The sequence below is a fragment of the Paracandidimonas lactea genome (assembly GCF_021653995.1).
Taxonomy (GTDB): domain Bacteria; phylum Pseudomonadota; class Gammaproteobacteria; order Burkholderiales; family Burkholderiaceae_B; genus Allopusillimonas; species Allopusillimonas lactea.
In genome coordinates, this window is the sequence record NZ_JAJJOZ010000014.1 from 23,833 (window position 1) to 44,568 (window position 20,736).

Annotated in this window: 17 protein-coding genes and 1 tRNA gene; 12 read left to right on the forward strand and 6 right to left on the reverse strand. The window is 61.5% G+C overall.

Features of this window, described 5'->3' with window-relative positions:
• Positions 1-197 precede the first annotated feature (197 nt).
• Positions 198-1,121 carry a UDP-3-O-acyl-N-acetylglucosamine deacetylase gene (gene lpxC / locus LOL23_RS18275; RefSeq protein WP_160982262.1) on the forward strand — a complete coding sequence of 308 codons (924 nt, stop codon included), beginning with the start codon at positions 198-200 and terminating at the stop codon, positions 1,119-1,121.
• A gap of 47 nt (positions 1,122-1,168) precedes the next feature.
• On the opposite strand, the gene LOL23_RS18280 is transcribed toward lpxC, so the two are convergent.
• A complete protein-coding gene (locus LOL23_RS18280; RefSeq protein WP_160982261.1) occupies positions 1,169-1,648 on the reverse strand; it encodes a DciA family protein in 480 nt (159 codons plus the stop codon).
• A gap of 224 nt (positions 1,649-1,872) precedes the next feature.
• Between LOL23_RS18280 and LOL23_RS18285 the strand changes: the two genes are divergently transcribed.
• Both LOL23_RS18285 and secA read left to right on the forward strand, forming a co-directional pair.
• Complete coding sequence (locus LOL23_RS18285) at positions 1,873-2,739, forward strand: M23 family metallopeptidase (protein ID WP_237174078.1); 867 nt, start codon at positions 1,873-1,875, stop codon at positions 2,737-2,739.
• Between the two features lie 110 nt (positions 2,740-2,849).
• Complete coding sequence (gene secA, locus LOL23_RS18290; RefSeq protein ID WP_160982257.1) at positions 2,850-5,591, forward strand: preprotein translocase subunit SecA; 2,742 nt, start codon at positions 2,850-2,852, stop codon at positions 5,589-5,591.
• Positions 5,592-5,781: 190 nt separating this feature from the next.
• Here the strand turns inward: secA and mgtE are convergent, their stop codons facing one another.
• The 4 genes from mgtE to LOL23_RS18310 all read right to left on the reverse strand — a co-directional run bounded on the left by mgtE (position 5,782) and on the right by LOL23_RS18310 (position 9,947).
• Positions 5,782-7,260 carry a magnesium transporter gene (mgtE, locus tag LOL23_RS18295; RefSeq protein ID WP_160982255.1) on the reverse strand — a complete coding sequence of 493 codons (1,479 nt, stop codon included), beginning with the start codon at positions 7,258-7,260 and terminating at the stop codon, positions 5,782-5,784.
• 13 nt (positions 7,261-7,273) lie between these two features.
• Positions 7,274-7,618, reverse strand: a complete 345-nt coding sequence (locus LOL23_RS18300; RefSeq protein ID WP_237174083.1) for an acyl-CoA thioesterase — start codon at positions 7,616-7,618, stop codon at positions 7,274-7,276.
• 104 nt (positions 7,619-7,722) lie between these two features.
• Positions 7,723-8,922 carry a M20 aminoacylase family protein gene (locus tag LOL23_RS18305; protein WP_160982251.1) on the reverse strand — a complete coding sequence of 400 codons (1,200 nt, stop codon included), beginning with the start codon at positions 8,920-8,922 and terminating at the stop codon, positions 7,723-7,725.
• Positions 8,923-9,098: 176 nt separating this feature from the next.
• Positions 9,099-9,947 carry an inositol monophosphatase family protein gene (locus LOL23_RS18310; protein WP_160982249.1) on the reverse strand — a complete coding sequence of 283 codons (849 nt, stop codon included), beginning with the start codon at positions 9,945-9,947 and terminating at the stop codon, positions 9,099-9,101.
• Between the two features lie 102 nt (positions 9,948-10,049).
• Here LOL23_RS18310 and mnmC point away from each other — a divergent pair, with 102 nt between their 5' ends.
• Together mnmC and LOL23_RS18320 are read left to right on the forward strand one after the other, a co-directional pair.
• Positions 10,050-11,936: a bifunctional tRNA (5-methylaminomethyl-2-thiouridine)(34)-methyltransferase MnmC2/FAD-dependent 5-carboxymethylaminomethyl-2-thiouridine(34) oxidoreductase MnmC1 gene (gene mnmC, locus LOL23_RS18315; RefSeq protein WP_160982247.1), complete on the forward strand. Its 1,887-nt coding sequence runs from the start codon at positions 10,050-10,052 to the stop codon at positions 11,934-11,936.
• Between the two features lie 102 nt (positions 11,937-12,038).
• Positions 12,039-14,255, forward strand: coding sequence for a glycoside hydrolase family 31 protein (locus LOL23_RS18320; RefSeq protein ID WP_237174079.1), 2,217 nt, complete (start codon positions 12,039-12,041; stop codon positions 14,253-14,255).
• Here LOL23_RS18320 and LOL23_RS18325 read toward each other — a convergent pair.
• Positions 14,233-15,144 (reverse strand): metallophosphoesterase, encoded by a 912-nt coding sequence (locus tag LOL23_RS18325; protein ID WP_237453382.1) that lies wholly within the window; start codon positions 15,142-15,144, stop codon positions 14,233-14,235. The genes LOL23_RS18320 and LOL23_RS18325 overlap by 23 nt on opposite strands.
• Before the next feature lie 20 nt (positions 15,145-15,164).
• Here LOL23_RS18325 and LOL23_RS18330 point away from each other — a divergent pair.
• The 7 genes from LOL23_RS18330 (at position 15,165) to glnQ (ending at position 20,666) form a co-directional block, all read left to right on the forward strand.
• Positions 15,165-15,240 (forward strand) — tRNA-Lys (locus LOL23_RS18330).
• Positions 15,241-15,557: 317 nt separating this feature from the next.
• A complete protein-coding gene (locus tag LOL23_RS18335) occupies positions 15,558-16,568 on the forward strand; it encodes a methionine ABC transporter ATP-binding protein (protein WP_160982310.1) in 1,011 nt (336 codons plus the stop codon).
• Positions 16,565-17,224, forward strand: a complete 660-nt coding sequence (locus LOL23_RS18340; protein ID WP_237174080.1) for a methionine ABC transporter permease — start codon at positions 16,565-16,567, stop codon at positions 17,222-17,224. The genes LOL23_RS18335 and LOL23_RS18340 overlap by 4 nt, the downstream gene beginning before the upstream one ends.
• Positions 17,225-17,311: 87 nt before the next feature.
• On the forward strand, positions 17,312-18,100 hold the full coding sequence (locus tag LOL23_RS18345; protein ID WP_160982240.1) for a MetQ/NlpA family ABC transporter substrate-binding protein: 789 nt from the start codon (positions 17,312-17,314) through the stop codon (positions 18,098-18,100).
• A gap of 115 nt (positions 18,101-18,215) precedes the next feature.
• Positions 18,216-18,971 (forward strand): glutamine ABC transporter substrate-binding protein GlnH, encoded by a 756-nt coding sequence (gene glnH, locus LOL23_RS18350; protein WP_160982238.1) that lies wholly within the window; start codon positions 18,216-18,218, stop codon positions 18,969-18,971.
• Between the two features lie 133 nt (positions 18,972-19,104).
• Entirely contained in the window at positions 19,105-19,941 is an 837-nt protein-coding gene (locus LOL23_RS18355) for an ABC transporter permease subunit (protein WP_255457237.1), read from the forward strand.
• Positions 19,938-20,666 carry a glutamine ABC transporter ATP-binding protein GlnQ gene (glnQ, locus tag LOL23_RS18360; RefSeq protein ID WP_160982236.1) on the forward strand — a complete coding sequence of 243 codons (729 nt, stop codon included), beginning with the start codon at positions 19,938-19,940 and terminating at the stop codon, positions 20,664-20,666. The genes LOL23_RS18355 and glnQ overlap by 4 nt, the downstream gene beginning before the upstream one ends.
• The last annotated feature ends 70 nt before the right edge of the window (positions 20,667-20,736 follow it).

A 20,736-nucleotide genomic window follows, 5' to 3' on the forward strand; every position in this document is an offset into this window, starting at 1 on the left:
GCGCCGCTCGTTCCCCACGGGCAGCGCGCCGTCGCCGTTGTTACAAACCGATGGGCCGGTATGCATTGAAGCCCACTGAAACACTTGCACAGGCTGTTGAAACAACTGAATTTAATGGAAAACCCGTAATTCGGTTACAATGGCCCCTCATAAAAAAGCAGGAAAAAGAAGGGCTTGCGCCCTTGAACAGATCGCTCATGCTACGTCAACGCACCATCCAGAGACCCATCAGCACCAAGGGGGTCGGTCTTCATTCGGGCCGGCGGGTCGAGCTTACCCTGCGCCCGGCTGCACCCAATACGGGTATCGTTTTTCACCGCGTTGACTTGCCCGAAATCGTCGATCTTCCCGCACAGGCGGACCTTGTCGGCAATACCCGCATGGCCTCGGTGCTCCAGAAGGGCAATGTGCGTGTCTCCACCGTCGAGCACCTGATGTCCGCGCTGGCCGGCCTGGGTATCGACAACCTTCATGTCGACCTCACTGCCGAAGAAGTGCCTATCATGGATGGCAGCGCGGGCACATTCGTGTACCTGTTGCGCTCGGCAGGTCTTGAAGAACAAGCGGCCCCCAAGCAATTCTTGCGCGTGCTCGAACCCATCGAGGTGCGCGAAGGCGAGGGCGAAGATCTCAAATGGGCGCGTCTCGAGCCGTATAACGGCTTTGCCTTGTCGTTCGCCATCGATTTTCACCATCCCGCCATCAATTCCACGGCCAATTTCGCCGAAGTCGATTTCGAGAAAGACTCCTACGTCAAGACGATCGCTCGGGCCCGCACTTTCGGTTTCGTGAACGAAGTCGAGGCATTGCGTGCGGCTGGCTTGGCGCGTGGTGGCAGCCTCGATAACGCAATCGTGATGGACGAGTACCGCGTGCTCAATGCGGATGGCTTGCGTTATGATGATGAATTCGTCAAGCACAAGATACTCGACGCCATCGGCGACCTGTATCTCATTGGCAAGCCGCTTGTGGCGCGTTATGTCGCCTGCAAATCCGGCCATGGCCTTAATAACCAGCTTGCGCGGGCGTTGTTGGCCCGCCAGCAAGCCTGGGAAATCGTGACCTACGCTTCAACGGCCACCGCGCCCAAGGCGTTCACACACGAGTGGAAACTGGCTTAAGGCGGCTTGCCGCCCAGCGCGTTACTGTTTCCTTGTTGTACCCGGCGTCAGCGGCGGTGATGCGCCAGTAATCGCTCTATGGCATCAGCCAGCGGGCCTGGCCTTACGCTGTGGCGAAGGTCGTCAAATGCCTGCAGGGCGTTTTCGCCCAGCGGGACAACGTCACGCTGCGTAGCGCTTTCTGTGCGCTGCCGCGGTAATCCGGCATGCACCTTGACGGTGATCTCCTGGATGTTCCAGCCCTTGCCGGCCAGTAGATGTGCAATGCGCGGCGCCAATTGCCTGAGTTTGGCGGCATAGGCGGCGCTGGGAACTGCCAGTGTAATTCGCTGTCTTTCCATACGGGCAACCTGGCACGCATCGGCCAGCGGCCCCGGTAGTACCTCGCGCGCTGCTTCCTGGATGGCGAGCATGGCACGGGCTGTCGCCCATACGTCGGCGCTTTGCTGGTCGTCCTCCAGCCAATTGGCCGCCAGGGCCGCGCCACGCGTTCGGTCTTGTTTACGAATAGCAGTGGGTTTACGCATGTATGCCATGCCTAGCCTGCGAAACGGAATAGAGATATCGGTTTATGCAATCTACAGCGTCCAGAGAATTCGGGGGGACGGTGCCCGAAACAGGGGTACGTCAACCCACCGGGACTTCCTCTGCTCATTCTACCCGTAAAGGCTTGCGGTTTTTCGCAGCCGCTGTACTGGCGGTAGCGGCCCTGGGCGCTTCCGCGGTCGCCGGCGCCTGGATCCAGGCGCGCATGGCGCCTCAGCAGACGCTCACGCCCGACCAGGAGCGCATCATCGCTGAACGTTTGTCGCGCGACTCGGCTTATGTGCGGGAGAACGTCAGTCAGCTTGCTGCCAAAGTCGGCGAAATGCAGGCGCAGTTGATTTCCGTGGGGGCGCTGAGCAAACACGTCGCCAAGGCAGCCGGCGTGGCATATACCGACCCTGAGGTTCAGGCCAACCTGGCGCACCAGGTGCCGGCCGTCATGGACGACATCCATGCCGACTCCGGTATCTCGGAGTGGTCCGCCGAAGGGTTGGGGCGCCGTCTGGACATACTATCTGCGCAGCTTTCCGAGCAGAAAGACTGGCTGGGCATGCTGGATCTAGTGTTGACCAAGCGCGCCGGCGCGCAGAATTGGATGCCGTCCTACAAACCGGTGGATTATCCCGCGCTCAGTTCCTCATTCGGATGGCGCCGGCATCCTGTTACCGGACGCCATACGATGCACGAAGGGCTTGATTTCGCGGCCCCTCGAGGTACGCCGATACACGCTGCGTCTGCGGGTGTTGTCACCGAGGCGCGCTACGTACCCGGTTATGGCAAGATGGTCGAAATTAACCATGGCAATGGCCTCGTTACCCGGTACGCCCATGCCTCGTCGATCAACGTCAAGCTTGGCGCTCTGGTCGAGAAGGGGCAGATGATAGCGCGCGTGGGCAGCACGGGGCGCTCCACCGGGTCGCATTTACATTTCGAAGTTCGGATGGCCGGCCATCCCCTTGACCCGTCGCTGTTCTTGCCCGCCGAGACCAACACCGAGCCTGACAGCCTGATTGCCGACGCAGCCAACGCGGCTGCCGGCGGCGCCAGTGCTGTCATGGCTGCTGTAAAGTAAGTTGCCACGAACCTGCGTTAAACTGTAGCGTTTTCCGCGGAGCCTTTTCCGCCAACCCAACGACAGGCAAAGCGGGCCCGCGCCGGCACGGGCGTGTCCGCCACACACGAATGGTTTCCTTGCTCAAAAAGCTGATCGGCAGTCGCAACGACCGCATTCTCAAGCAGTACCGCAAGCTGGTGGCGCAAATCAACGCGCTTGAGCCCGCCATGGAAAAGCTCTCTAATGAAGAGCTTGCCGCCAAAACCCCCGCGTTCAAGCAGAGGCTGGCCGAAGGCGCATCGCTCGACGATCTGCTGCCGGAAGCGTTCGCCGTGGTGCGCGAGGGCAGCAAACGTGTGTTCGGCATGCGTCACTTCGACGTGCAGCTGTTGGGCGCCATCGCCCTGCACAACGGCAAGATCGCTGAAATGCGCACCGGCGAAGGCAAGACGCTCATGGCAACCCTTGCCGTCTACCTGAATGCTCTCGCAGGCAAGGGTGTGCATGTGGTCACGGTCAACGATTACCTGGCCCGCCGCGATGCCGAATGGATGGGCCGCTTGTACGGTTTTCTTGGGCTCACGGTTGGCGTTGTGGTGCCGCAGCAGGAAAACGAAGAAAAGCTCGCTGCCTATGCCGCCGATATTACTTATGGCACCAACAACGAATACGGCTTCGATTACCTGCGCGACAACATGGAGTATCGCGCCGAAGACCGGCGCCAACGTCCGCTGTTCTACGCCATTGTCGACGAGGTCGACTCGATCCTGATTGACGAGGCGCGTACACCGCTGATCATCTCTGGTCAGGCCGAAGACAACACCGAGCTTTACGTGCGCATGAACGCCGTGCCGCCCATGCTCATCCGCATGGCAAGCGAACCCAAGCCGCACGAGCCCGAGCCAGAAGGTGATTTCTGGGTCGATGAAAAGGCGCAGCAGGTGTATTTGTCAGAAGCGGGGCAGGTCAAGGCCGAAGAGGTGCTGCACGAACTGGGCCTGCTGCCTGCGGGCGAATCCCTGTACGACCCGCGCCATATCTCGCTGGTTCATCATCTCATGGTCGCGTTGCGCGCGCACAATCTATTCTTCCGCGACCAGCAATACGTGGTGCAGAACGACGAAGTCGTCATCGTCGACGAATTCACAGGCCGCCTGATGGCGGGCCGTCGTTGGTCCGACGGGTTGCACCAGGCGGTCGAAGCCAAGGAAGGCGTGCGCATCCAGAACGAAAACCAGACACTGGCCTCCATCACGTTCCAGAATTACTTCCGCATGTACGAGAAGCTGGCTGGCATGACCGGCACGGCAGACACGGAAGCCTACGAGTTCCAGGAAATCTACAGCCTCGAAACCGTCATCATCCCCACCAACCGCCCCATGGCGCGGGTCGACCAAAACGATCAGGTCTTCAAGACCGACACAGAAAAATACAACGCCATCCTGGCAGACATCAAAGACTGCCACGAGCGTGGCCAGCCAGTGCTGGTCGGCACCACCAGCATCGAGAACTCCGAACTGCTGTCGGGTCTGCTCAAGCAGGCAAAACTGCCACACGATGTGCTCAATGCCAAGCAGCACGCGCGCGAAGCTGAGATCGTCGCCGAAGCCGGCAAGCCGGGTCATATCACCATCGCTACCAATATGGCGGGCCGCGGTACCGACATCGTGCTTGGCGGCAGTGTCGAAAAACAGGTTGATCTGGTGCGCGCCGACGCCTCGCTGTCGCAAGACGAAAAAGAACGTCGGATCGAGGCCATCAAGGCGGCCTGGCAGCCGGCCAACGAGGCGGTCAAGGCTGCGGGCGGCCTGCGTATCATCGGCACCGAGCGACATGAGTCCCGTCGCATCGACAACCAACTGCGCGGTCGCGCGGGGCGGCAGGGCGATCCGGGCTCATCGCGTTTCTATCTATCGCTCGAGGATTCGCTGATGCGCATTTTCGCGGGCGACCGTGTGCGCGCCATCATGGATCGGCTGCGTCTTCCCGAGGGCGAGCCCATCGAGGCGCGCATGGTGTCGCGTTCGATCGAATCCGCGCAGCGCAAGGTGGAAGGGCGCAACTTCGACATCCGCAAGCAACTGCTGCAGTATGACGATGTCGCTAACGACCAGCGCAAGGTGCTTTACGCGCAGCGCAACGAGGTGCTTGAAACCGAAGACGTAGCCGAAACCATCGAAAACCTTCGCGACGCCACGCTGTCCGAGCAGTTCCGGGTGTTCATACCCGAGGGCACCATGGAGGAGCAGTGGGACGTCGCTGGTTTGCAGAATACGCTCGAATCCGAGTGGCAGCTGTCGTTGCCGCTGGTCGACATGCTCGAGAAAGAGCCCAATCTCACTGACGATGATCTGCTTGAGCGCGTGCTGGCCGAAGGCCGGCGCATCTATCAGGAAAAGGTTGATCTGGTGAGCAAGGCAGGCTGGGCGCCGTTCGAGCGCTCCATGCTGCTGCAGTCCATCGATACCAACTGGCGTGCGCACCTGGCGTCGCTTGATCATCTGCGCCAAGGCATTCACCTGCGCGGCTATGCCCAGAAAGACCCCAAGCAGGAATACAAGCGGGAAGCGTTCGAGCTGTTCTCCGACATGCTCGATCGTATTCGCAACGATGTGGTGCGTGTGCTGATGACGGTGCGCATCCAGTCGCGTGAGCAGGTCGAAGTCGAGGAAGCCGAGCCGGCGCTCGAGAAAGTCACCTACCACCACGCGGACTACGACGCTGCGCTCAGCGGCCAGGATCCTGGCCTGGACGAGGCGCCGACGTCGGCGGCCGCGGCGGTGCATCCAGGGGGCAAGGTCGGGCGCAACGATCCCTGCCCTTGCGGCAGCGGTAAAAAGTACAAGCACTGCCACGGTCGCCTGGCCTGATTGGCAAGCCCCAGGGGGCAGGCCTGCGGCCTAGACTCCGCAAAAATGGCCCGGCACTGCACTGCATTTCAAACGTTGGACTTCAATCCGACATTTGGGGTGTAGTGCAGTGCCGGGCTTTTTGCTTCCTGACTGCGTTCGGTTGAAGTAAAAGGCTGCCTGTCGCTGTCGCTGTCGCTGTCGAGCAGCACTAAAGCAGAAACACCGTCGCCAGCCCCAGGAAAATAAAGAACCCGAGCGAATCGGTGGCGAAGGTGAGCAGCACCGACGAGCCGATGGCCGGATCTTTGCCGAAGCGCTCGCGCAATATGGGGATCAGCACCCCGAGCCCGGCGCCGATCAGCATATTGAGGATCATTGCGGCCATCATCACGGCCGCAATGGCGGGGGAGCCCGAGATCCCCCATGCGAACGCGGCGGCCACGAAGCTGCCGCACAAGCCAACCAGAAACGTGACGGTAAGCTCGCGGCGGACCAGTTGCAAGGCATTGGATTCGCTGATGCGGCCCACAGCCAGAGCGCGGATGATCATGGTCATGGTCTGGTTGCCCGAGTTGCCGCCAATACCCGCCACAATAGACATCAGAAACGCCAGGATCACAATATGGCTGACCGTTTCTTCAAAGCGCGAGGCAACCAGCGACGCAATACCAGCGGTGCAAAGGTTGATCAGCAGCCACGGAGCCCGGTTGCGCAGCGCATACAGTACCGGCGCGAAAATATCCTCTTCCTGCAAGCCCGCGCGAGACAGCTCCTGTTCTTGCGAGTCTTCCTGGATGACGTCCACCACGTCGGCGATGGTAACCCGGCCGATCAGACGCCCCTGGTCGTCCACGACTGGCGCCGACACCAGGTCGTAGCGCTCGAATGCGCCCGCCGCATCGGCATCCGAGTCGAGCGGATTGAGGGTCAGGTAGTTGGTATCCATGACTTCGGACACGTCGGCTTCGGGTTCATGCACCAGCAGCTTGGTCAGGCGCAGGATGCCCTGCAGCTTGTCCTCGCGGTCGACCACGAAAATCTGGTCAGTGTGATCGGGGAGTTCTTGCAGGCGGCGCAAGTAGCGCAGCACTACCTCCAGGGATACGTCCTCACGGACCCGCACCATCTCGAAGTCCATGATGGCGCCGACGGTGTCTTCGGGGTAGCCCATGGCTTCGATAAGCTGGGCGCGCTCGGCATCCGTCAGGCCTTTCTGCACTTCGGCGATGACGTCGGGCGGCAGGTCGGCGGCCAGGTCTGCGATCTCGTCCGCGTCCATGGTTCCGGTCGCGTTGACCAGATCCTGGTGGTCCATGGATTTGATCAGCGATTCGCGCGCCCAGTCTTCGACCTCGAGCAGAACGTCGGCGTCATGGGATGCGTCGACCAAATCCCAGATGATCTGACGTTCCTGAACAGGCAGGGATTCGAGAATGAAGGCGATGTCAGCCGGATGCAGCTTGTTGACGATAGCCTTGATTTCGTTTTCGTGCTGGCGTTGCAGCAGGCCTTCGAGCAGATGCGAACGGTCGTCCGTTTCGTATTGCCGGTGGGCGAGCTCCTCCACGACTTCTTGACGGCGCAAAATGGCCTGCAGCTCCTGCAGGGCCAGTTGGGCATCCTCCGGGTCTAACCGGCGCGGGATGGTGATCGGCACGCTCTCATCGGGCGTGTGGGCATCCGTCATGGGCAGACCTGATTCAGAGAGGTGGCAGGGGGCGGCTCTTGCGCTGCGCGTCTGTGGCGACGTAGGTGAGAATGGCTTCGGTCACCTTGACGACGTCGCCTTCCAGACGCTGGCGTTCGGCGTAGACTTCAACGGAAATCGTGATGGAGGTGCGGCCCTCTTTGATGATTTCGGCGTAGAAACTGAGCAGATCGCCAACAAAGACAGGCTGCTTGAAGGTGAAGGCGTTGACCGCGATCGTAGCCACCCGGCCATTGGCGCGGCGAGTTGCCGGAATCGAGCCTGCAATGTCTACCTGCGCCATGATCCACCCCCCGAACACATCGCCGTGGATATTGGCGTCGGACGGCTGTGGCATAACGCGCAGGATGGCGTGGCGCTCGGGCGGGGGCAGTACGTTGTTTGGGGCTGGCGTAGTCAAGGTGCAGTTCCGGGATGTTGCGGGGAGGTCGACAAAATGTGTCAGGCGCGGGCAGCCAGCCATTGCCGGGCCAGTTCGACCCAGTAGGTGGCACCCAGCGGGATAAGCTCGTCGTTGAAATCATAGCTGCCGTTGTGCAGCATGCAGGGGCCGGCACCGTGTCCGTGGCTGCGGTGGTCGCCGTCGCCGTTGCCTATCCACACATAACAGCCCGGCTTGACCTTGAGCATATAGGCGAAGTCTTCGGCGCCCATGGTGGGCCGGACGTCGTCGAACACGTTTTCGTCGCCGACAATGCTGCGCATGACCTTGGCACAGAAGGCGGTTTCGTCTGAGTGGTTGACGGTGGGCGGGTACTTGCGTTCGAAATTGAATTCGACGCTGCACTCGAGCGCCTTGGCTGCGCTTTCAGCGGTTTCGCGCATGCGGCGCTCGATGAGGTCGAGCACGTCTTCGGACAGGGTGCGTACCGTGCCGCGCAAGATGGCGTCGCGCGGGATGACGTTGTCGGCCGAGCCGGCATGTATCTGAGTAATGCTGAGAACTGCCGGGTCTATCGGGTTGATATTGCGCGAAACAATGGTTTGCAGGCTTAACGCAAGCTGTGCGGCCGCAATGACAGGGTCGGCACCCAAATGTGGCATACCACCATGTGCGCCACGGCCAATGATGCGGATATCGAAGGTATTGCTGGACGCCATAATGGGGCCGGCGCGCAGCCCGAACTGGCCCGCAGCCATGCCGGGCCAGTTGTGCATGCCGAACACGGCGTCCATGGGAAAGCGTTCGAACAGGCCATCGTCGATCATGGCCTTGGCGCCTTTGAAGCCTTCTTCGGCCGGCTGGAAGATAACATACACGGTACCGTCGAAATCGCGATGTTGCGCCAGGTGCCGCGCCGCCGCGAGCAGCATTGCCGTGTGGCCGTCGTGGCCACAGGCGTGCATCTTGCCGGGATGCTTGCTGGCATGATCGAAGGTGTTGTCTTCGTTCATGGGCAATGCGTCCATGTCGGCGCGCAGGCCGATGGCGCGCCCATTTTGTGATTTTCCGTGGATGACGCCCACTACGCCCGTCTTGCCCAGGCCCTTATGGGTGGTGATGCCCCACGACTCGAGCTTGCTGGCAACGAGTTCCGATGTGCGGTGTTCTTCGTAGGCCAGTTCGGGATGAGCGTGAATGTCCCGGCGTATGTCGATGATCTCGGATTTCCAGCCAACGATGGCATCAGTGAGTTTCATGTCCGGTATCCTTTAAGGTGCTGGCAGTGGTGTGCCGGCCGGCGCGGGGCAGCGGCTGGCGTGCGCCTCGCGCGGCCAGCCAATGTGCCTGCCCCGTGGGGCGGTGCGTGCTGAGTTCGATTTGTGCATCCCGCTGCCATGTGCAGCCGCGGGCGCGATATTTTCTGGTTCCTATTCTAGTCCGACTTCAGGTGCGGCCGGATCATGGCGTCGAGCGCGGGGGCGGTGTGCGTGTTGCCCGCATACACATAACCTTTGATGGGCCACGAATCGCGGTGATGGATGTCTTCGCAGACCCCTCCTGCCTCACGGACCAGCACGGTGCCCGCGGCTACATCCCAGGGTGCAAGGCCCATCTCCCAGTAGCCGTCGTAGCGCCCGCATGCCACCCAGGCCAGGTCAAGCGCGGCTGCACCATGGCGGCGCACGCCGCGTGTGTGGTGAATGGCGTATTCGAGCGTGGGCATGTACTGGCTGGTGAAAGAAAAATCGCGGAACGGAAAGCCCGTGCCCAGCACCGATTCGGCCAGATTGCGCGCCTGCGATACGCCGATGCGGCGTTCATTCATCCACGCGCCCACGCCATGCATGGCAGTGAACAGCTCTTCGCGGCAGGGATCGTAAACCACGCCAATGACGGGGGTGTCTCGTTCCAGCGGTTCGCCGTCGCCGGCGATGGCGCCAGCATGCGCAACCAGTGCGATGGAGACGGCATATTGCGGGATACCATGCAGAAAATTGGTGGTGCCATCCAGTGGATCGATGTACCAGGACGCTGCACCGGCGATTTGGCCGCCGCTTTCTTCAGCGACAATGCCGAAGTTGGGTGTGCGTTCGCGCAACATGGCGACGATGGCCTCTTCGGCCTCGCGATCAGCCTGCGAGACAAGGTCGTTGCGCATTTTGGTGTCAATGACCAGTTCAGACCGGTTTCGGGCGTACGACTGTAAAATCGCGGCAGCGGCATGCGCCGCGGTGACGGCTGCATCAAGGCAGTCGCTCAGTGGAAGACGGGTTGCTTGCATACTGGTAATGGCCCCTCCATACGTCCAGGCGTGGGTTTCCTGCGCCCGATCACGTTGCATCATCATTGTACGTGATGGTTTTTCCAATTGCGTTACTTGGCTATGTCCACCCGCTACGACCCTCTGATCCCCGCGGAACCCGCTTTCGACGAACATGGCGTCGCGGTCAGCCGCCGCTTCGGCGATGTGTACCACTCCCGCTCTGGCGCGCTGGCGCAGGCACGGGGCGTCTTCCTGGCCGGCAACCAGTTGCCGGCGCGCTGGCGCGGCCGCTCAGCCTTCACGGTGTGTGAAACAGGCTTTGGCCTGGGCAACAACTTCCTGGCGCTTTGGCAAGCCTGGCGGGACGACCCCCAACGGCCGGCGCGCCTGCATGTCGTCTCCTTCGAGGCCCATCCGTTCCGGCGCGATGATCTGCGCGCGCTGCTGAGCCATCAACATGAAGGGGCGGTGCTCGGTCTGGCCCGCCAACTGTCCGACGCCTGGCCACCGCTTACACCGGGGTTGCATCGGCTCGATTTCGAGCAGGGTGCTGTCACCCTGACGTTGGCTTTCGGCCCCATCACGCGCACGGCCAGCCAGATCCAGGCCGGGGTGGATGCATTCTTTCTCGATGGTTTCGCCCCTCGGCTCAATCCCGATATGTGGTCGCCTGCGCTGTTCGGGCAGTTAGTGCGCATGGCCAACGCCGAGGCAACGGCCGCCACGTGGTGCTGTGCCGGGCAGGTGCGGCGCGATCTGCGGGCGGCTGGATTCGTCGTGGAAAAGGTGCCGGGTTTTGGGACAAAACGCGAAATGACGGTTGCGCGCCTGCGCGCCGAAATCAGCGTGCGCCGCACCCCTGCTGCGCAAACACAACGTCGTGCAGTGTTGGTGGTGGGAGGAGGGCTGGCAGGGGCAGGCATCGCCCAGGCGCTGGCGCGGCGCGGGCATCGTGTGACGGTGCTGGATCCGGCGTTTGCCGGGGGCTTGGCGGCGACCCACCAGGGCCATCGCGCGATGGCCCTGTCACCGCTGGTCAGCATCGACGACAACATCCGGGCGCGCGTGAGCCGGGCGGGTGTATTGCGTGCCCTGCATCGCTGGCAAGGGCTGCCCGCGTCGGCGAGCCCGCAGATGTGTGGCACCCTGCTGCCTGCGGCGACTGACGCAGATGCGCTGGCCCAGCAAGGTGTGGTGCAAACGCTGCAATTCACCGAGCAGTGGGTGCAATGGCTTGATGCGGCCCAAGCGTCAGCGCTGGCAGGCATTGAGCTGCCGCGAGGCGCTACATATCTGCCCAGTGGTCAGGTTGTGTACCCCGAACCACTGCTTAATGCGCTGCTGGGCTGGTCAGGCATTCGCTGCATACCGAAGTCGGTTGCCGCACTGCGGCGCCTGGCCGACGGTACTTGGCTGGCGTATGACGCAGGCGGTACCGTGCTTGCGGAGGGGGCAGACGTAGTGCTTGCCGCCGCCCGGGGGGCCGGCGCCCTGCTGGCGGGTGTGCAGGGGCTGCCGGGCCCGATGCTCGCGCTCTCCCGGGTTCGGGCCATGGATGCAGTGGCGGGGCAGGTCAGCCACTACCGGGCTGGCACATTGCCCACGTCTGCTGTGATTCTATCCGGAGAAGGCTATTTGCTGCCGCCGCACGACGGCGTCCAGGTGGCTGGCAGCACTTATGTGCGGGGCGCGCACGCGGCGGTGGAAACGCCTGCGGGCCGGCGTGAGATAGCCAGAAAGCTTGAAACCCTGCTGGATGGCTCGGCAGGCCGCCGCCTGGCCGATGTGGCCGTGGCCGGAGGGTGGGCAGGCTGGCGCGTGGCGGCGCCTGATCGACTGCCCATCATCGGGCCGCTGTCGGCGGATGTGGGGCTATGGCTGGCGTGCGGGTACGGCTCGCGCGGGTTGACGTGGTCGGCCTTGGCGGGCGAGTTGATGGGCGCCAGCCTGGACGGTGAACCGGCACCCCTGGAACGTAATTTGCTTGCAAAGATGGCGCCCCATTGAGCCGGGCGCGGGCGCTCAAAAACACGTGATTTTATTTTATGGCCCAAATCCGTCAAAATACTATCTTTTGAACGTTTTTGGGCTAGTCCCGAGGAACGCGCTGTGCCGCCCAAGCCTGAACTTGATCACGTGACGCAACTTGACGCCCTGGAATTTGTAACATCGCGATCCGCATGTGCGGAATTCGCGTTGTCGCAAGCCGGCCTGAAGCTTGAGATCGAAGCGCATGCGCCAGGTGTTTACCGGCTGCGCTGCGGGCAAGCTGCCCTTTTGCATTCCGAAAAACCTTCTGCGCGTGCCCGTGCGCAGGCTGAAATGCTGCTGGCTCGCCAAGAGGCCGTTGGCGAGCTTGCGGTCAGCTCGGCCACGGACGACGGTAGTCATGGTTGGCGGCTGCAGCAGGGCGATGTAACGCTCGAGCTCACGCGCGAGCCCTTCGGGCTTGCCCTCTACAAGGGCGAGCAGCTGTTGCTGTCCACATGCGGCGGCGCCGCGCTGGGGTATAGCCCGGACGGCGATATGCCATTCTGGCGCCTTTGCGCCGAGCTCGATGGCGACGACACCCTGCATGGCGCGGGTGAAACCGCAGGCGATCTCGATCGCCGCGGCGAGCACCTGGTCACCGATGACCCGGCTTGCCGCGCCTTGCCCCTGGTCTGGAGCACCAAGGGCTGGGGTCTCTACTTCAACACCTTCTCACGTGTCGAACACGACATGGGCTGCGCGGATCCCGATCAGTACCAAGCCGTTGTTCACGACACCGTGCTGGATGTCTTCATCTTTGCCGGCGAACCGGCCGAGATTCTCAATGCCTATACGGCCCTCACGGGTCGCGCAGGGCAGCCCGGCCTGGCACCCATGGGCGTCTGGCTCGACCAGGTGCCCGGCCAGTCGGTCGACGCGCTGTTGCAGGCCGCCCAGGTTTTTCGTGAGCAGCAATGGGGGCTGGACGTGGCCAACCTCGCGGCGCCTGCCCCGCTGGGGTTCCAGGCAGACAAACCCGGCTTTGAATGGGATGCAGGCCGTGTCGCCGATACCCGCGATTTGTACGGGCGCTTGCAGGCCACCAATCTTCAGCTTGCCGCGCCAGTGTTTCCCGGCGTTCTGGCCGACACCGAACTGTTTGCGGAATGGGAAGACCGTGGATGGCTGCTGCTTGACGACGACAGCAACGCGGTGCGCATTGCGGGCACCGATGCATCTGGCGGCAAGCCGTTTGGGCTGCTCGACCTCACGCACAAAGACGTCTACAAGCTCTGGGTCGAACGCGTGCGCCAAAGCGTTGACGAAGGCCTGTCCTCCCCGGTCTGCGACGCCCAGTACAACATTCCCGATGGCATCACCGCGCGTGGCGGCGAAACCGGGGCGGTTTTGCGCACGCTCTACCCTGTGCTCGTTCGCCGCGCGCTGTTCGAGGCGGTGGCTGGCCACAAGACGCCCCAGGAAGGTGTCGTCTGTAGCCGCGACATATTTCCCTCCGCGCAGCGTTTTGCCTGGCAGGTAGGGCCGCGCACCGGCAACGATTGGGCCGCCATGGCGCATACGTTGCGCACGGCGCTCTCGCTCGGCGACAGCGGTATCCCGGTGCAAACGCACGCGCTGGGCTCGGCGCGGCATGCAACCGACAGCATGACGCCCGAGTGCTACATACGCTGGCTGGCAATGTGCGTGTTCTCTGGCAACTTTAGCTTCCAGGCCGCGCCGGCCCTGCTGCCCGCCTCCTTCGACGAGGCCACGCAAGTGTTGGTGCGGCACTGGCTGCAGTGGCGCTACCGCCTGGTGCCGTATGTGCTGGGCATCATCGAAGATGCCGTACGCACCGGGCTGCCGGTGCAGCGCTCCATGGCGCTGGCATTTCCGTCCGATCCTGTGGCGCAGGCCTGGGACACGCAGTATATGCTTGGCCCCGCGCTGCTGGTGGCGCCGGTGCTGCAGCCCGGCAACAAAGTGCAGGTCTATTTGCCGGCTGGCGACGCGTGGTGGGATCTGGCCACCGGCCAGCGCTACGAGGGGGGCACCACCTGGACGTTCGAAGCAGGCCTGGATACGATGCCGCTGTTCGGCCGCGAAGGCCATATGCTGTGTCTAGGCCCCGTGGTGCAGCATGCGGGCGAGTTCAATTCGGCTCGTATTCTCGAAGAAGTCTGGATGTTTGGCATGCCCGAACACAGCCCGGTGGTCATGCGCAACAAGATTCGCGTCATGCAGATGCAGGGCTCCAGCTACATCAAAGGGTTGGAGGGCTTGCGCATCCTGCCCTCCGAGGGGCTCGAGGTAAAGCGCCGCGGGGCGGAAGTCAGGATATCGCGGGCGCGCTGACGCCCGTCGCTGTCACGTCCACGGTAAAGGCCGGGTTGAACGCCTGGTTTTCGAGCTCTCCGTCGCGTATATAGCCGCGTGGGTTGCACACCACGCGCGTGCCATTCACGCTGTAGTCGAAGCTGTCGTGCGTATGGCCGTGTATCCACAGCGATGCACGGCTTGCGTCCAGCAGGTGCTCGCTGTCCGATACAAAACAGGCATTGATGGGAGAGCCCGCAAAGCGCGGGTGGATGCTGCGCGTGGACGGCGCATGATGCGTGATGACCACTGTGGGCAGGTTGCTGCCTTCAGTCAGCCGCGCGGCCAACCATGTACGGTTATGGGCGAATAGCGCCTCCATGTCGTCGGGCGAGAAGGGGGTGCCCGGGTGCTGGTCGGATTCAATCCGTTCGAAGTCCCGTATCAGGCCAAGCGCCTGGCGAATGGCAGTGTCGCGTGCCGCCGCGCTGGGCGAGAGATTGAAATCGCTCCACAGCGTGCTGCCCAGGAACCGAACGCCCAAGAGTGTGGTTTCGCTGTTGTCCAGCACATGTACGCGTGTGCCTTGCGAAAATGCCTGCAAAGCCTGGCGCGCTTTCGCCATTGAGCTGCCGTAGAACTCGTGGTTACCGGGTACATACAGCACCGGTACGTCGAAGGTGGCATCAGCCCATTCGATCGCCTGGCGCGGGCGGCTGATGTCGCCGGCCAGGATGACGATATCCGCCTCGACCGGCGCGAGTGTCAATCCGCCATTGCCCAGGTGCAGGTCCGACATGATCCACAAGCGCACGGCTTGCTGTGCCCCCCTGTTGTTTCGCTTGTCGTTATCCGCGCGTACCGACAAATTGCCGCTGGATGATTTTTCTATGCCATGTCGGTTGACAATAGACTCGGTTTGTTTCATAATTTCATTCTTAAGTTTTTGGGTCGTTAGCTCAGTCGGTAGAGCACCGGACTTTTAATCCGTTGGTCGCGCGTTCGAGCCGCGCACGACCCACCAATACCATCAAGGGGCCGCGTGGTTACACGCGGCCCCTTGTCTTTGGAAATCGGGTTGCGCTTTGCGTCGCCCACTTATGTATGCGGCGCGGGCCGATGGCGTTATATCTGGCCGCGTGTTCAGTTAACTATAGCAAGTTCCACGGCAAATGCTATTGCTGGTGCGGCGCGAGCCCACTTCATGCGGAACGCTGCGGCGGCCGGGGGTGGCGCCGGGCATGTGTTAAATTATTTCGCTTAGAGCCCGCGCCTGCCGGGCACGGTTGCGGGCAGGTGTTTGCATTTGTCGGCTTGCTTGTCCCTGTAGAGTCTGGCACCTTGATCCGTCTGGAAAACATTCACAAAACATACGCGTCGCCCGGCCGGGTTTCGCACGCCCTGGCTGGGGTAGACCTGCATGTGGCGCAAGGCGAGATTTTTGGCATCATCGGCCGCTCGGGCGCTGGCAAAAGCACGCTCATCCGCATGCTGAACCTGCTCGAACGCCCCAGTTCAGGCAGGGTGCTTGTGCGCGATGAAGACATCACCCAATACAGCGATACCCGTCTGCGCGCCTACCGGCAGCGTGTCGGCATGGTGTTCCAGCATTTCAATCTGCTGCGTTCGCGCACGGTACTGGACAACGTGCGCTTCCCTTTGCGGCTGGCCGGCATGGGCCGCGAGGCCCAGACGCAGCGTGCGCGAGAGGTGCTGTCGCTTGTGGGGCTGGACGCGCATGCATCCAAGTATCCTCGGCAGTTATCCGGCGGGCAGCAGCAGCGCGTGGGCATTGCGCGGGCGCTGGCGAACCAACCCGAGCTGCTGCTGTGCGATGAAGCCACGTCGGCGCTGGACCCTGAAACCACGCAATCGATACTGCGACTGCTGCTGGATATCAACCGCCAATTGGGCCTGACTATTGTGCTCATCACGCACGGTATGGATGTGATCCGTACAGTGTGCGACAAGGTGGCGGTGATCGACGCGGGACGCATTGTTGAAAGTGGCGATGTCGTCGATGTCTTTCTGCATCCGCGCCACACGGTGACGCAGTCCCTGTTGTCTGAAAGCGGCATGGATGCCGAAGGGTGGCGCGAGATGGCGCATGGCATAGGCGGGCGCTTGTTTCGCCTGAGCTTCCGGGGCGAGGCGACGGTGCAGCCGCTCATCAGCCGCATCAGCCGCGAGCTTGAGCTCGACCTGAGCATACTGCAGGGGTCGGTGGGCAGTATCAAAGGTACACGGTACGGCCAATTGGTCGTGTCTGTGCAGGGCGGGTCTGATGGCCTGCGCCGCATGGCGGACATGCTCGCCGCCGATGGTATTCAGTGCGAGGTGCTCAGGGCATGATATTCACCAATATCGATTGGGCACTCATCGCCGAGGCGACGATAGATACCTTGCTGATGACCGGTTTCTCGCTGGTGTTCACGGTGGTCATCGGCCTGCCGCTTGGCGTTGTGCTGTTCCTCACCAGCCGGGGTCAGATGCTTGATAACGGCCCGGTGTATCACGCGTTGTCCTTCGTTGTGAACGTGCTGCGATCAGTGCCGTTTCTTATCCTTCTTATCGTGATGATCCCGCTTACGCGTGTATTGGCAGGCACCTCGCTGGGTGTGCAGGGCGCGGTGCCGCCGCTGGTCGTCAGCGCGGCGCCGTTTTTTGCGCGGTTGGTCGAGAATGTCTTGCGCGAGCTGGATCCAGGTGTGTCCGAGGCATGCCGCGCCATGGGGGCGAATTCACGGCAGACGGTGCTGATGGCGTTGGTGCCGGAAGCCACCACAGGTATTGTGGCCGCTGTCATTGTGACGGCGATTGCTTTAGTGGGCTATTCGGCCATGTCGGGTGTGATCGGCGGGGGCGGCCTGGGCGATCTGGCCTTGCGTTTCGGCTATCAGCGCTACCAGACTGACGTTATGATCGTCACCGTGGTCATTCTGGTGGTTCTGGTGCAGATCCTGCAGGTATTCGGCGACCGGCTGGTGGCCCGCTTGAGCAGAAAATAAGCGCTCGATTCAACGGCGGGCGCGGGTTATGGCAGGGATCGCCGATTCCGGGCTTCTCATCCAAGCACTTTTTTAGGAGTAGTGAATATGTCGTTCAAGAAATTCGCGCCAGTGTTGGCGTTGGGGGCGGCCATGCTGCTGGGTACGGCGGCGCATGCCGAGAAGCTGAGCGTGGCCGCCACGCCGGTGCCGCATGCCGAGCTGCTCGAGCGCGTCAAGCCTGTCCTGGCCAAAGAAGGCGTCGAGCTGGATATCAAGGTGTTCACCGATTACGTGCAGCCCAATCAGCAGGTCGCCGATGGCCATATCGACGTAAACTTCTTCCAGCACCAGCCTTATCTGGACTCCTTCAACAAAGAGCACAGTACAAAACTGGTGACGGTCGGCAAGGTGCATGTCGAGCCCTTTGGCGCATATTCCAGCAAAATCAAAGACATCAAAGATCTGAAGGAAGGTGCCTTGGTGGCGCTGCCCAATGACCCGTCGAATGGCGCACGCGCCTTGCTATTGCTGCAAAAACAGGGTCTGATCAAGTTGAAGGATCCAAGCAATATCCTCGCGACGTCGCGCGATATCGTTGAAAACCCCAAGAAGTTGAAATTCAAGGAGCTGGAGGCGGCCACGCTGCCGCGCGTGCTGCCTGACGTCGACCTGGCTTTGATCAATACCAACTACGCGCTCGAAGCGGGGCTGAACCCGGTCAAGGATGCGCTGTTCATTGAAGGTTCGGATTCGCCCTACGCCAACATCATCGTGACGACCGAAGCCAAGAAGAACGATCCTGCGATACAAAAGCTGGTCAAGTCGCTGAACAACGACGACATCAAGAAGTTCATCGAAACCAAGTACAAGGGCGCCATCGTTCCGGCGTTCTGAGTACGCCGGGGTTTGCCCGGGCCCACCCCGGTGCGCGATACTGCCAAATGGCGGGGCCCCGAGGCCCACGGTTCGCGCATCGGTTACCATTGCTTTTTCTCAAAAGGAGTCCGCAATGCTTAAAAATAAAGCCAAGGCATTTCTGGCAGGGCTAACCATCGCCCTGGCGCTACCGGCCGGCAGCGCGGTTGCGCAGGATAAAACCCTGCTGGTTGCCACCGACACTGCATTTGTACCATTCGAGTTCAAGCAGGACGGCAAGTACACGGGTTTCGACATCGATCTGTGGGATGCCATCGCCAAGCAGGCCAATCTCAAGTACGAGCTGCGGCCCATGGATTTCAACGGCATTATCCCCGGCCTGCAGACTGGCAATCTGGATGCGGCCTTGGCCGGCATCACGATTCGCGACGATCGCAAAAAGGTGATCGATTTTTCCGACCCTTACTATGAAAGCGGCCTGGCCATTCTGGTGGCGCAGAACAACGACGGCATCAAGTCGGCCACCGACCTGAAGGGCAAGACGGTGGCAGTGAAGATCGGTACGGCGACGGTCGACTACCTGAAGGCCAATGTGCCTGAGGCTAAGCTCAAGCTGTTTCCCAACATCGACAATGCCTTCCTCGAGTTGGCGACGGGGCGCGTGGATGCGGTGGTGCACGACACCCCCAACGTGCAGTACTTTGCCCAGACAGCAGGCAAGGGCAAGGTCAAAGTGGTTGGCGCCCTCAAGAGCGGCGATTATTACGGCATCGCCTTCCCCAAAGGCAGCAAGCTGGTGCCTGTCGTCAACGATGCGCTCAAAACCCTGCAAAGCAATGGCACGTACGACAAGCTGTACACGAAATGGTTTGGCGAGAAGGTCAAGTAACCTTGGCTCAAGTAGCCTTACGCTAGCTGTCATGGCGACTGGTTGCCCGCAAGGCGACGGTCGCCTTTTTTGATTCTTCCGTCCGCGGCGGTGCGCATGCCGTTGGCGCACACTTACTAAAGGGGCCATCGCCATGTCGTTCGAGTGGTCAGTCATCTGGGCGGCTTTGCCCAGCCTCATGGATGGCGCCAAACTCACCATCCAGATTACCGTGCTCGGCCTCATCGGGGGCTGCATCATTGGATTTCTGACGGGTGTCATCACAACCTATATCCGGGTACGCATCGATGGGCCGAGTATTCTCGCGGCTGTCCTCACCTTGGTGGGCCTGTATGTGCTCGTGCGTCTGCCGGGCTGGCTGGGGGCGGTGATGCCGGGGGTGCCCGCTTGGGTGTGGGCGTTGCTGCAAGTGTTGATCGCGATCGCCACGTTGGTGCGCCTGGCCGCTTATATTCCGATTGCGCTGTCGTTTTTGTCGCAGGTGTATATTCTGGTGATACGCGGTACACCCATTGTGGTGCAGGTCATGTTCATCTATTTTGCCCTGCCGCTGATTGCCGGATGGCGCATTGAGGCGGTGCCGGCCGCCATCTTTACACTGGTGATCAACTCGGGTGCCTACATCGCCGAGATTGTGCGTGGTGCGCTGCAGTCGGTGCCCAAGGGGCTGAAAGAAGCGGGGCAGGCAATGGGCCTGCCATTCTGGAAAATCCTGGTGTACATCATTGGCCCGGTGGCGTTGCGGCGCATGATCCCGGCGATGGGTAATCAGTGCATTATCAGCCTGAAAGACTCGTCGCTGTTCATCGTGATCGGGGTGGCGGAGCTGACGCGCCAGGGGCAGGAGATCATAGCCGGCAATTTCAGATCGGTCGAAATCTGGGGGGCTGTGGCCATCATCTATCTGATACTCACCGGCATTATCGCGGCCACGCTTAAATTCATTGAGCACAGGACACAGATCGTATGAGCATCGTCGAATTCAAGAATGTGGTGAAACGTTTCGGCGAAAACACCGTGCTCGACGGCATTAACCTGACGATAGAAAAAGGCGAGGTGGTAGTGATTGTGGGGCCATCTGGCTCGGGCAAGTCAACCTTGCTGCGGTGTATCAATGTCCTCGAAACCATTCAGGGTGGCGACATCATCGTCAATGGCCTGAGCGTATTGGGCAAGGGCGCGCAAGTGCGTGAACTGCGCCGTGAGGCAGGCATGGTGTTCCAGCAGTTCAACCTGTTTCCTCAGCTTACGGCCCTCGAGAACGTCATGTTCGGCCCAGTGCACACGCGCGGGCTGCCGCGCGCGAAGGCGCGCGAAGAGGCGCTGGCGCTGCTGGACAAAGTGGGCCTGTCGGCCAAGGTGGATCATTACCCCGGCCAGTTGTCAGGCGGGCAGCAGCAGCGGGTGGCGATTGCCCGGGCGCTGGCGATCAAACCTATCCTGATGCTATTTGATGAGCCTACTTCTGCCTTGGATCCTGAGCTGCGCCACGAGGTGCTGAAGGTGATGCAGGATGTGGCGCAATCGGGTATGACCATGGTGGTGGTGACACACGAAATGGAGTTCGCCCGTCGGGTGGGCACGCGGCTGATTTTTATCGATGGCGGCCGGATTGCTGAGGATGGCCCGCCCAGCGAACTGTTGAGCAACCCGCCCAGCCAGCGCTTGCGGGAGTTTCTGCAGCATGTGGGTTGAAGCATCGCCGGCACGGTGCCGGCGATGCCACGTGGTGTTGCGTATGTCGTTGCGTGTTGTTGGAGTGGCC